Annotated in this window: 6 protein-coding genes; all 6 read left to right on the forward strand. The window is 69.6% G+C overall.

Annotated features, from left to right (window positions below):
- The first annotated feature begins 1 nt into the window (after nt 1).
- The 6 genes from AC1D2H_RS22710 to galA all read left to right on the forward strand — a co-directional run bounded on the left by AC1D2H_RS22710 (nt 2) and on the right by galA (nt 13,551).
- The gene (locus AC1D2H_RS22710) at nt 2-2,962 is read left to right on the forward strand and encodes a glycoside hydrolase family 31 protein (RefSeq protein WP_478012557.1); all 2,961 of its coding nucleotides are present in this window, start codon (nt 2-4) and stop codon (nt 2,960-2,962) included.
- On the forward strand, nt 2,959-5,013 hold the full coding sequence (locus AC1D2H_RS22715; protein WP_478012558.1) for a beta-galactosidase: 2,055 nt from the start codon (nt 2,959-2,961) through the stop codon (nt 5,011-5,013). Before AC1D2H_RS22710 ends, AC1D2H_RS22715 begins: the two co-directional genes overlap by 4 nt.
- 31 nt (nt 5,014-5,044) lie before the next feature.
- On the forward strand, nt 5,045-6,997 hold the full coding sequence (locus AC1D2H_RS22720; protein WP_478012559.1) for a sialate O-acetylesterase: 1,953 nt from the start codon (nt 5,045-5,047) through the stop codon (nt 6,995-6,997).
- Between the two features lie 65 nt (nt 6,998-7,062).
- Entirely contained in the window at nt 7,063-8,271 is a 1,209-nt protein-coding gene (locus tag AC1D2H_RS22725) for a glycoside hydrolase family 27 protein (protein ID WP_478012560.1), read from the forward strand.
- A gap of 58 nt (nt 8,272-8,329) precedes the next feature.
- On the forward strand, nt 8,330-10,651 hold the full coding sequence (locus AC1D2H_RS22730) for a right-handed parallel beta-helix repeat-containing protein (protein WP_478012561.1): 2,322 nt from the start codon (nt 8,330-8,332) through the stop codon (nt 10,649-10,651).
- A gap of 20 nt (nt 10,652-10,671) precedes the next feature.
- Nucleotides 10,672-13,551, forward strand: coding sequence for a beta-galactosidase GalA (gene galA, locus AC1D2H_RS22735; protein WP_478012562.1), 2,880 nt, complete (start codon nt 10,672-10,674; stop codon nt 13,549-13,551).
- The last annotated feature ends 30 nt before the right edge of the window (nt 13,552-13,581 follow it).

Below are 13,581 nucleotides of genomic sequence, written 5' to 3' on the forward strand. Positions count from 1 at the left end.
CATGAAACGTCGAGACCTCTTCGGCCTGATGGTCTGCACTGCGGCGGGTGCGCAGGCGGCCCCCACCGGCAAGGCCGTCTCCCATCCTTCGGCGCTGGATGCCGCTGGGCAGCTGCGCGCCCTGCCCATGGACGGGCCACCTGACGGCTTCGGCTGGCGGCGCGTCGCCGAGGGCCTGCAGTTCCGCTCTAGCGGGCTGACCAAGAGCGTGCTCTTCTACGGCCCGGGCCTGGTACGCGTCGCCGCCCACCTCGGCCAGGCCCACACCACCCAGCCCAGCCTCGTCGTCGTGGCGCGGCCGCAAGCCGTTGCTTTCGACGTGCAGGAGACCGGCGACCAGCTCGCGCTCACCGGCGCAGGTCTGCGCATCACGGTGGACAAGCGCAGCGGGGCGCTGGCCTTCTTCGCCGCCGACGGCCGGCTGCTGACGCGCGAGCGCGAGCAGGCACCCATCGAACTCAAGCAAGTCGAGATCGCCGGCAGCCCCACCTACACACTGACGCAGACCTTCACGCTGACGCCCGACGAGTCCCTCTACGGCCTGGGCCAGTACGACGAGCCCTACATGGACTACCGCGGCCGCGACGTGCTGATGGTGCAGACCAACATCGGCATCGTCGTGCCCTTCCTGGTGTCCACGCGGCGCTGGGGCCTGCTGCTGGACGTCTATTCCAAGATGACGTTCCGCGACCGGCCCGAGGGCATGAGCTTCACGGCCGAGAGCGCGCCGGCCGGCGCCGACTACTACCTCACGGCCGGCACCGACATGGACGCCGTCATCCGCGGCTACCGCCACCTGACCGGATGCGCGCCGATGTTCCCCAAGGCCGCCCTGGGGCTGTTCATGAGCAAGGAGCGCTACCAGACCCAGCAGCAACTGCTGGACGTCGTCAAGCGCTTCCGCGCCGACCACTTCCCGCTCGACTACATCGTGCAGGACTGGCAGTACTGGGGTGGCGAGAAGAACGGTGTCTGGGACGGCAAGTGGAGTGGCATGGTCTGGGACGCCGCGCGCTTCCCCGACCCCGCCGGCATGGCGCGCGAGCTGCACGGCAAGCTCAACGTCAAGCTGATGGCCTCCATCTGGCCGAGCGTCGGCAACGACACGGACCTGGCCCGCGAGCTGGATGCCAAGAAGCTGCGCTTCGAGCCGCTGCACTGGATCTCCAAGAAGGCACGCATCTACGACGCCTTCAGCGCCGAGGGTCGCCGCATCTACTTCAAGCATGCCAAGAAGGGGCTGCTGGACATCGGCGTGGATGCCTTGTGGATGGACGGCACCGAGGTCGAGGTGGGCGGCGCCGCCCACGACGCGCGCGAGGTCGAGGCCGACATCAAGAAGCTGGGCATGACCGCGATGGGCGACACCACGCGCTACCTCAACGTCTACACGCTGGTGACGACGCGCGGCGTCTACGAGGGCCAGCGCGCCGGGAAGGACCTGGGCGGCAAGCGCGTGCTGACGCTGACGCGCTCCGCCTGGGCCGGGCAGCAGCGCTATGCAGCCATGTCCTGGTCCGGCGACACGACGGCCTCCTGGACCACGTTCCGTGCGCAGATCGCCGGCGGCCTCAACGTCGCGATGGCCGGCCAGCCCTACTGGACGCAGGACACCGGCGGCTTCTTCGTCAACTACGGCGGTGGCCAGCACAACCCGTCCTGGCGCGAGATGTACGCGCGCTGGAACCAGTTCGGCATCTTCAACCCGGTCTACCGCATCCACGGCACCAGCGTCGACCGCGAGCCCTACCTGTTCAAGACGCTGGACCCGCAGGTCTACGCCTCGCTGCTGAGCGCCGCACAGCTGCGCATGCGCCTGCTGCCCTATCTCTACGGCCTGGCCTGGCGCAGCACGCAGGACGGCTACACGATGATGCGCGGCCTGGCCATGGACTTCCCCGACCAGCCGGCGCTGCGCAAGGTCGACGACACCTACATGTTCGGCCCCGCCTTCCTGGTGCAGCCGATCACGCGGGCCATGTTCCATCCCGAGGCCCCGCCGCCGCTGACCGTGCCAGCCACGCAGTTGCGCACCCCCGACGGCCAGCGCGGCCTGGTGCTGGAGTACTTCGACGGCATGAACTTCGAAAAGCCGGCGAGCCGCACTGTCGACACCGTCGTGGCCCACCACTGGCCCGATCCGCCGCTGGGCAGCATCCCACCGGGGCTGAAGGGCCTGAGCAACTTCTCGGTGCGCTGGACAGGCGAGATCACCGTGCCGGAGAGCGGCGAGTACGAACTGGGCGTCGAGGGCGACGATGGCTTCCGCATGTGGCTGGACGACAAGCTGGCCGTCGACGACTGGGCCATGGGCGCCGCCCGCTTCAAGGGTCAGGTCATGATGCTGCGCGACGGCCAGGTGCTGAAGGTCCGCGTGGACTTCTTCCAGGCAGGCGGCGGCCGCGTGCTGCGCCTGGCTTGGCGCACGCCCGCCCAGCGGCGCGAGGCGGCCGAGGCCCAGCGCAAGATCGACCAGAGCCAGGCCACGCTGTTGCCGGCGGGTTGCGACTGGTTCGACTTCTGGACCGGCAAGCAGCACACCGGCGGTGGCCGCGTCGAGCGCGACTACACGCTGGACCAGTTCCCGCTGTTCGTGCGCGCCGGCTCGGTCGTGCCGCTGGGCCCCGTCGTCGAGCACACCGGCCAGGACCACGACGCGCCGTGGGAGATCCGCATCTACCCCGGCGCCAACGCAAGCGTCACGCTCTACGACGACGACGGCGAGACCTACCGCTACGAACGCGGCGAGCGCGCCACCACCGCGCTGCGCTGGGACGACGCGCGCCGCACGCTGCATGTCGGCGTCCGGCAGGGTCGCTTCCCCGGCATGGTCGCGCGCCGCGAGCTGAACGTTCGCCTGATGGCGTCGTCAGGCCAGGGCGAGCAGACGCGCACCGTGCAGTACGACGGCCGCGGCCTGGCGCTCCACTTTTCCAAAGAACACGAGACACGATCACCATGAAGAGGACCCTGCTGGCCTGCGCCCTCGCGCTAGCCACCCTTCAACCCACCCTGGCCCAGGACGCCAAGAGCCCGCAAGGTCGCCCAGACTGGCCCGGCGCCGGCCGGCTGTTCGCCGGGGTCAACTACCAGCCCGTGGACCGCACGCTGGAACAGGTGAAGTCCGACGTCGCGTTGATGAAGCAGTCCGGCTTCAGGGTCGTGCGCATGGGCGACCTGGCCTGGGACTATTTCGAGCCCGAGGAGGGGAAGTTCGACTTCAAGCACTTCGACGCCGTGATGGCCGAGGTGCATGCCGCCCGCATCCAGGTCATCCTCGACATCCCCGGCGCGCCGGCACCGATGTGGCTGCACCACAAGTACCCCGGTGTGGACATCGTCAACCAGGCCGGCACGCGCCTGGCGCCGGCCGAGCGCTACATGGACAACACCGCCGACCCGGACTACCGGCGCCTGGCCACCCGCATGGCCGACACGCTGGTCAAGCGCTATGCCAAGCACCCCGCCGTGCTCGCCGTGGGCTATGACAACGAGATCGGCAACGGCTTCATGTCCTACTCCGAGGCCGACCGCAAGCGCTTCGTCGAATGGCTGAAGAAGCGCTACGGCAGCATCGAGACGCTGAACAAGGCCTGGGCCACGCAGCGTTGGTCGCGCCGCGTCGGCCAGTGGGACGAGGTGCGCCTGCCCCTGGCCGACGGCCCTGGGCCCGCTGAGCGCTACCTCGACCTGCGGCGCTTCTGGTCCGACATGACCCTCGCCACGCTGGCCGACCGGGAGGCGGTGCGACGCAAGCACACGCCGGACAAACCGGTGCTGTCCAACTACTGGGACTGGTCCGGCCGCAAGGGCTTCGACTACCTGGGCAGCTACCGCGATCACACCACCTTCGGCGCGATGGGCTTCTATGCCGGCGACGCCATCAACGGCGGCTGGGAGGCGGCGCTGATCAAGGGCGGCATGACGGTGCCCACCTGGTTCAACGAGTTCACGGCCGGGGGCGGCGGCTCCTACGGCAGCAAGGGCTGGTCGCGCATGTGGGCGCACTTCGTGCTGCTGATGGGCGGACAGGCCGCGCTCGCCTGGACCTTCAACAGCCACCTCGGCGGCGAGGAGCAGGCGCTGTGGGGCCTGATCGACCATGACGACCGACCCTCGTGGCGGCTGGCCGAATGGGCCCGCATTGCCGGCGACTACACCAAGCTGGAGAAGCTCGGCTTCCCGCGCAAGGTCGAGCCCAAGGTGGCCATCGCCTATTCCTTCGACAACGTGCATGCCACCAGCCCCAACGGCCCGAGCAACACGGTGCGCCAGTACATCAAGGCGCCCTACATCAAACAGGCGCACGGCGCCTTCGAGCCGCTGCTGAAGGACAACATCGACGTGGCCGTCATCAAGCTCACGTACGAGGACCTCAGCCGCTATCGGCTGATCATCCTGCCGGGCATGTACCTGCTGGACAAGGCCGCCACCGAAGCGGTGCGCAAGTTCGTCGCCGACGGCGGCACGGTCGTCATGACGGCGCAGTCGGCCAAGGTGGACGACAACAACCAATGGCACGCCACGCCCAAACCCGCCGGCCTGACCGACGTCTTCGGCCTGCGCACCAACGAGTTCTACGACTGGGTTGGCACGGTCAAGCTGGGCGACGAGGAGATCAAGGGCACGGTCAACCACTTCGAGGTGCTTGAGCCCTCTACCGCCCAGGTGCTGGCGCGCTTCAGCAACTTCGACGGCCAGCCCCCGGCGATCACGGTCAACAGCTTCGGCAAAGGCCGGGCCGTCTACGTCGCCACCACGGCGCAGGCGCCGATCATGAAGCCGCTGCTGCGCCAGCTCTACACCGAGCTGGGCATAGCGCCCGGCCCCAAGACGCCGGACGGCGTGTACGCCCGCGCCGTCGACGGCCGCGTGCTCTACGTCAACACCAACTGGACGCCGGTGGACGTGCCGATCAGCGGCGCGATGCAGGGCGTGCTGGGCGGCCAGCGTTGGGACAAGACGCTGAAGCTGGAGGCGCTTGGCGTGGAAATGCTGGAACCCCGGAATTGAAGATGGCCCCCGAGAGACGAGAACGAACCCGATGAAGAAGAAGACCTCCGCTCTGCTGCTGGCCCTGCTGGCCGCCACCGCCCAGGCCGACGTGCACCTGGCCGAAGTGTTCAACGACCACATGGTGCTGCAGCGCGACCGCCCGCTGAACCTCTGGGGCCAGGCCACGCCCGGCCAGACGCTGAGCGTCGACCTTGGCGGCCGCAGCGGCACGGCCCGCGTCGGCGCCGATGGCCGCTGGCGGGTGCAGCTCGCGCCGCTGCCGGCCGGCGGCCCGCACCGCCTCGTCGTCAAGGGCGACCAGACCGTCGTACTGAACGACGTGCTGGTCGGTGACGTCTGGCTGCTCGGCGGCCAGTCGAACATGGAGTGGCCGCTGGCGCAGACCGACACCGGCCCGCAGGAAATGGCCTCGCCGCAGAACGCACAACTGCGCCACCTGCGCGTGCCGCTGCGCGCCAGCGTGCAACCCGAAGCCGACATCGCGCCCGCGCCCTGGGTCGTTGCGGAGCCCGGTCGCGTGGCCGAGTTCAGCGCCATCGGCTACCACTTCGCGCGCCAGATGCAGGCCGTGCAAGGCGTGCCCATCGGCCTGATTAACACCGCCTGGGGCGGCTCCATGCTGGAGACCTGGATGAGCCGCGACGCGGCGCTGCGTGATCCCGACCTCGCCCCCGCGGTGCGCGCCTTGCCGGCTGACAACGCTGCCTTCACCGCGGCGCTGGGCCAGCGCATGCTGCCCCGCATCGCCGCCTGGCAGAAGGGTCTGCCGGTGGAGGGTGCGGACGCCTCGGGCTGGTCTGCCGCTGCCGACATCGACGCCGACTGGCCCACGCTGCAGGCGCCCGGCAACTGGGAAGGCCAAGGACTGGCCGATGTCGACGGCGTCGTCTGGATGCGCAAGCGTGTCGAGCTGAAAGCCGCCCAGGCCGCGGGAGCGGCGGAGCTGCACCTGGCCAAGGTGGACGACTGCGACGAGGTCTGGGTCAACGGCCAGAAGGTCGGCGGCCAGTGCGGCTGGGAGCAGGCACGCCACTACACACTGCCGGCCGGCCTGCTGCGCGCGGGCGCCAACTGGATCGCCGTGCGGGTGACCGACACCGGCGGTGGCGGCGGCATCCATGGCGACGCCGCCGACCTGCGTCTGGACACGGCGGCTGGCACCGTGTCGCTCGTCGGCCCCTGGCGGGCACGCGTCGAGAAGCTCGTGGTGGCTGGCGGCCCCGTGGCGAACAACGCCCCGGCCCTGGGCCACAACGGCCTCGTCGCACCGCTGCAAGGCCTGTCCGTGCGCGGCGTACTCTGGTATCAGGGCGAGGAAAACTCCGGGCGCGCGGCGGCCTATGCCGACGGCTTCAAGCGCCTCATCCAGGACTGGCGCGACCAATTTGGCGATGCCAAGCTGCCCTTCTTCTTCGTGCAACTGGCCTCGTGGCGGCCCATGGCCGAGAACCGGCCCGACGGCAACGGCTGGGCCGAACTGCGCGCCAGCCAGGCCGCGGCCCTGGCCCTGCCCCACACCGGCATGGCCACGGCGATCGACGTGGGTGATGCGATCGACATCCACCCGCGCAACAAGCGCACCGTGGGCCAACGCCTGGCCGCGCTGGCGATGCACGAGCTGGGCCTGCGCACCGCCCCGGCCACGGGCCCTCGCCTGATCGGCCATCAGTCGAAAGGCGGCGAATTCGAGCTGCGCTTCGACACCACCGCCGGCGGCTTGCGCACGGCACGCACCGGCGAGCCGCTGCGCGGCTTCTACCTGGCGGGCGCCGATCGGCGCTGGGTGCCGGCCGAAGCCCGCTTCGACGGCGACCGCATCGTGCTGCGCGGCGCCGCTGTGCCGTCGCCTGTCGCTGCGCGCTATGCCTGGGTCAACAACGCGAGCGAAGCCAATGTGGTCGGCGGCGACGGCCTGCCCCTACCGCCGCTGCGCACCGACGACTGGCCGCTGGAGTCGGCAGCGCGGCGCTACGGGCGCTGAGCCCGACGTCCGTTCGACGCACCGCTCAACGGCGCTCTTCCCATCCCCTTCAAGTGAATCTCTGCATGCACCACCTCATCCGACGCGCCGCTCGTACCGTCGCGCTGCTCTGCTTCATCGCCATCACGCCCGCCCACGCCGACGGGACGTTGAAGCTGGAGGCTCCCAAGCCCAATGTCGCGCCGACCCCGCCGATGGGCTGGAACTCGTGGAACAAGTTCGACTGCAACGTCAGCGAGCAATTGATCCGCCAGCAGGCCGACGCCATGGCTGCGTCCGGCATGAAGGACGCCGGCTACCAGTACATCGTCATCGACGACTGCTGGCAGAAGAGCCGCGATGCCGACGGCAACATCCAGGCCGACCCCGAGCGCTTCCCGTCGGGCATCAAGGCACTGGCCGACTATGTACACGCCAAGGGCCTGAAGTTCGGCCTCTACTCCGACGCCGGCTCACTGACCTGCGCCGGCCGCCCGGGCAGCGCCGGCCGTGAGTTCCAGGACGCGAGCCAGTACGCCAAATGGGGCGTGGACTTTCTGAAATACGACTGGTGCAACACCGGCACCCGCAACGCCGAGGCGGCCTACACCGTCATGGCCAAGGCCCTGCGCGAGTCCGGCCGCGACCTCGTGTTTTCCATCTGCGAATGGGGCACCGACCGTCCCGAGCGCTGGGGCCCGACGGTGGGCCACCTGTGGCGCACCACCCATGACATCTACGACGGTTGGGAAAGCACGAAGGACAAGGGGAATGGCATGACCAACATCCTGGACATGCAAGCCGCGCGCGGCGGCCAGTCGGCGCCCAATGCCTGGAACGACCCTGACATGCTGGAAGTGGGCAACGGCGGCATGACGACGACCGAGTACGAGTCGCACTTCTCGCTGTGGGCCATGCTGGCCGCGCCGCTGATCGCTGGCAACGACCTGTCGAAGATGGACGCCGACACGCTGCGCATCCTCACCAACAAGGACGTCATCGCCGTCGACCAGGATCCGCTGGGCCAGCAAGGCCGCCGCGCGCTGAAGCAAGGCGACCTCGAGGTCTGGGTCCGTCCGCTGGCAGGCGGCGAGTACGCCGCAGTGCTGTTCAACCGCGGCAGGACGCCGGCCGACATGAAGGTGGCTTGGGAACAGCTCCAGTTGCCCGTCGACCAGAAGGCCGACGTGAAGGACCTGTGGAGCAAGAAGGTCACGAAGGGCGTGCGCGGCAGCTACGGCGGCAAGGTGGCGCCGCATGGCGTGATCATGGTGCGCATCAAGGCCGCGCCATGAGGGGGACGGTGAATGCCTGCCACCCGACGCGGATGACCGAGTCGCTGCCGGGTCCGTCATGCGGATGAAGTCACTGCTGCTCACTCTGGCGGTTCTGGTCTGCGGCGCCCAGGCCGATGCGCTGACCGTGAAGGACGCCAAGTCGCTGGAGTCCGCCCTGCAGCGGGCGCGGACCGACAAGCGCATCCGCCGCATCGAACTGGCTGCTGGCAACTACCAGCTGTCGGCGCCCATCGTCATTGATGAGGCGCTGTCGGGCACGGCAGACGAGCCTTTCGTGCTCGCCGCGGCGCCGGGTGCCCAGCCCGTGCTGAGCGGCGCGACGTCGCTGCCGGCACTGCGCTGGGAGCGCTGGAAGGACGGCCTCTGGCGCGCCCGGTTCGCTGGCGCAGCGTTCCAGCGCCTGTGGCTGGGGCAGCACGCGCTGGTGCGCGCCCGCTACCCCAATGTTGACCCGGCCAACCCGGGCTTTGGCGGCGCCGCCGATGCCACGTCGCCCGAGCGCGTGGCGCGCTGGCATGACCCGCAAGGCGCCGTGCTGCATGCGCTGCATGGTTATGGCTGGGGCGGGCTGCAGATCCCCATTCTCGGCAAGAAACCCGACGGCAGCCTCCTCTATGGCGAACAGCTGGCCAACAACCGCGTCATGACGCCGAGCGACAAGGACCGTTACGTCGAGAACGTGCTGGAAGAGCTGGACGCGCCTGGCGAGTGGTTCCACGACCGCCGCGAAGGCTGGCTCTACTTCAAGCCGCTGGCTGGCGAACGGCCGCCGGCACGAGGCTTTCGCGGCAGCGCGCAAGAAGCCCTGATCCGCATAGAGGGCAGCAAGGCTCAGGTGCAGCACGTTCGGGTTCTCAACCTGGTGTTCCGGGAAACGGAGCCCACCTTCCTGAAGGCCACCGAGCCGCTGCTGCGCTCGGACTGGAAGTTCCATCGCGTCGGTGCCGTGACCATCGAGAACGCCGGCGACGTTCGCATTGAGGGCTCCGAGTTCGTCGACCTCGGCGGCCACGCCATCGTCGTCAGTGGGCGCGTACAGCGCGTGACGGTTTCGGGCAACCACATCCACGACATCGGCGGCACGGCCGTGGCCTTCGTCGGCCGGGCGGAGGCCGTGCGTTCACCGCTGTTCGAGTACCACGAGCAGCTGGACGTCGCAGCCATCGACCGCACGCCCGGCCCGAAGTCGGACGCCTATCCCAAGGACTCCGAGGCGAGCGACAACCTCATCCACGACATCGGCCAGATCGACCGCCAGGCCACCGGCGTGCAGATCGCGATGGCCGCGCGCATCACGGTCGACCACAACAGCATCTACCGCATGCCGCGGGCCGGCATCAACATCGGCGACGGCACCTGGGGCGGCCACCGCATCACCCACAACGACGTGTTCGACACCGTGCGCCTGACCGGCGACCACGGCAGCTTCAACAGCTGGGGCCGCGATCGCTTCTGGCACCCCGACCGCGCCGAGATGGACCGCCGGGCGGCTACCTACCCCGAGCTGGCGCTGCTGGATGCCATGGAGCCCACCGTCATGCGTCGCAACCGCTGGCGCTGCGACCACGGCTGGGATGTGGACCTGGACGACGGCGCCTCCAACTACGTCATCGAAGAGAACCTGATGCTGGCCGGTGGGCTCAAGCTGCGCGAGGGCTTCCAGCGCGTCGTACGCAACAACATCCTCGTGGGCGGCAGCTTCCACCCGCATGTGTGGTTCGACAACGGCGGTGACGTGTTCGAGTCCAACCTCGTCATGGGGGCGCACCAGCCGGTGGAGATCAAGCGTTGGGGGCGCAGCGTCAACCGCAACTTCTTCATCGCCGAGGCCGACCTGCGAGCCGCCCAGGCCCGCGGCACCGACGCCGATTCGGTCGCCGGCGACCCGCGCTTCGCCGCGCCGGAACGTGGCGACTACACGGTCACGAACGCGGCACTTGCCGCGCGCGTCGGCTTCGTCAACTTCTCGATGGATGACTTCGGCGTGCGGCCGGCGCGGCTGAAGGTGCTGGCGGAGCAGCCCGAATTCCCCATGCCCAGGGCGCTGAGCCAGGTTGCAACGCTGCAAGCCGTGCAACTGCAGGGCCTGAGCCTCAAGCCCGTCGAGACCCTGGGCGAGCAGTCGGCCGCCGGCCTCGGCGACAAGGCCGGCCTCATCGTGCTGGCGGTCGAGGCAGGCAGCGTCGGCGCGGCCGCCGGCTTGCAGGCACGCGACGTCATCGTCAGCGCCGCCCAGCAACCGATCAGCGATGTCGCGACCCTGCAGTCGCTGCTGGCCGCAGGCCCGCGCGTCGAACTCACCATCGTGCGCAACCAGGCGCGCGTCCTGCTGCATTGGCCGCGCCGGGCCGCCGAAGCGAATCCGAGCAAACCATGATCCCAACGTCAAACATCAACATGAGACAAGCTTCCCTCTTTTCCTGGGTGTCCTGGGCCCTCGCACTGGCCTTCGCCGTGGGCAGCGCCAGCGCTGCCGACGGCGCGCGCCAGCGCACCCGCATCGACGAGGGCTGGCGCTTCGCGCTGGGCCACGCACAAGACCCGGCGAAGGACTTCGACCACGGCACGCGGTCGTTCTTCTTCGCCAAAGCCGGCTTTGGCGACGGCCCCGCTGCGGCGGACTTCGAGGACCGGCCATGGCGCCGCGTCGACCTGCCACACGACTGGGCCGTGGAGCTGCCGTTCAGCTCGCACGGCAGTCCGGCGCACGGCTCCAAGGCCATCGGCCGGGGCTTCCCCGAGAACAGCATCGGCTGGTACCGGCGTGAGCTGGCTGTTCCCGCGTCGGCGCGCGGCCAGCGCATCGCGCTGGAGTTCGATGGCGTGTTCCGCGACAGCGTTGTCTGGGTCAACGGCCACTACCTGCACCACGAGGCCAGCGGGTACTCGAGCTTCAACGTCGACATCACCGACTACCTGAACTTCGGCGGGCGCAACGTCGTCGCGGTGCGCGTGGACGCCACCACGCCGGAGGGCTGGTGGTACGAAGGCGCGGGCATCTACCGCCATGTCTGGCTGACGCAGACGGCGCCGCTGCACGTGGCGCCCCAGGGCAGCTTCGTGCGCGCCACCGTCGCCGGCGACCACGCTGAGGTGGCCGTCGACACCACGGTGCGCAACGGCGGCAATGCGGCCGAGTCCTTCAGCCTGCAACACGAGTTGCGCGACCCCGCCGGCCGCATCGTCGCCCGCGCCAGCGTGCCGACTGGCCGCGTGGCCGCCGACGCCAGCCTGGACGTGACAGCCCGACTGAGCGTCAAAGCGCCGCAGCTGTGGTCACTGGAGACGCCGCAGCGCTATACGCTGACGACCCTCGTCAAGCGCGGCGCCGAGGTCGTCGACCGTATCGACACGCCCTTCGGCATCCGCACCATCCGCTTCGATGCCAACGAGGGGTTCTTCCTCAACGGCCGCCACGTCAAGCTGCACGGCGTCAACAACCATCAGGACCATGCCGGCATCGGCATCGCCCTGCCCGACGCCATGCACGAGGCGCGGCTGAAGATGCTCAAGGGCATGGGCGTGAACGCCATCCGCTCGGCACACCATCCGGCGACGCCCGAGCTGCTGGATGCCTGCGACCGGCTCGGCATCCTTGTCATCGACGAGCACCGCATGATGGGCACTGCGCCGCAGATCCGTGACGAGCTGGAGCGCATGGTGCGGCGCGACCGCAACCACCCGTCGGTGATTCTGTGGTCGGTGGGCAACGAGGAATGGGCCATCGAGAACACCGAGATCGGCACGCGCCTGGCGCAGCAGATGCAGGCCATCGTGCGCCGCCTGGACCCGACCCGGCCCGCAACGCTGGCCGCCTCCAGCTCGGGCCAGGCCGAGGGCACATCGGTCGGCTCGCAGGTCATCGGCTTCAACTACAAGGGCCAGCATGACATCGACGCGATGCACCGGCGCTTCCCCGACCGAGCATCGGTCGTCACCGAGGAAGGCCTGACCTACGCGACGCGCGGCATCTACACCGACGACCCGGCCCGCGTGCACATCGCCGCCTACGACAAGCGCTCGGGGGGCGACTCGACCTCGAGCATCGAGGAGGCCTGGCGCTTCAACGCCGACCGCCCCTTCCTGGCCGGCGTGTTCTTCTGGACCGGCTTCGACTACCGCGGCGAGACCACGCCCTTCGGCTGGCCCGCCGTCTCGTCGCAGTTCGGCATGATGGACACCACCGGCGCGCTGAAGGACAGCGGCCAGTACCTGAAGGCCGCCTGGACTGCCGAGCCCATGGTGCACGTGCTGCCGCACTGGAACTGGCCGGGTCGCGAAGGCCAGCCCGTCGACGTGCGCGTCTACGCCAACACCGACGAGGTCGAGCTGCTGCTGAACGGCAGCTCGCTCGGCCGCAAGGCGCTGCAACGCTACGGCCACCTGCAGTGGAGCGTGCCCTACGCGCCGGGCAGCCTGGTGGCGCGCGGCTACCGAGCCGGCCAACTCGTCACAACGCAGACCGTGGCCACCACGGGCGACGGCGCCGCGGTGCGGCTGACCGTCGACCGCGCGCGGCTGCGCGCCGGCGGTGACGATGTCGCGGTGGTCACCGTGAACGTCGTCGACCGCGAGGGCCGCGTCGTTCCCACCGCGGCCCACCGCGTCGCGTTCGAGGCCAGCGGGCCGGTGCGGCTCATCGGCATGGGCAACGGTGACCCCGGCTCGCACGAGGCCGACCGACCGACCGAACTGCATCGCTACGCAGCCGCCACGCGCTGGCGCCACCGCAGCATCGCCCGGCCCGAGGAGGCGGCCGCGCTGATGGCCGGGACAGGTGGCACCGGCGACGCCGGCTGGCGTGACCCCTTCGCCTGGGTTCCGCCGGAGCAGCAGCCCGCCGACAGTGCCTGGAACGTGGTGCAGGCCACCATCACATGCAAGGCGCCCGCCGGCGAACGCCAGGTGCTGCTCCTGGGCGAGATCGCGCCGGGCGTGCAGTTCCATCTCGACGGCCGCCCGGTTTCGGTGCGACAGGAGGCTGGCATGGCGGTCATCGATTTGGACCCGACTGCGGGCGCCGAGGCCACGCTGACCGCCGTCTTCCCGACACCGGCCGGTGGCACGCGCGCGCTGTTCGACGGCGCGCAGGGTGGCCGCCGCTGGGCCACGCTGCGCACCACCACACCGGCCGCACCCTGGCAGCGCAGCGTGTTCAACGGCCAGGCCCAGGTGATCCTGCAGTCCACCGGCAAGGCCGGGGACGGCGGCCGCGCCACGCTGCGCGCCGTCAGCGACGGCCTTGCGCCTGCTGCGACGGTGATCGAGATCTTCTGAGCGCCGACAAGTCTTACAGGCTGCCGGACA

The sequence above is a fragment of the Roseateles sp. P1_C1_2 genome, assembly GCF_056406535.1.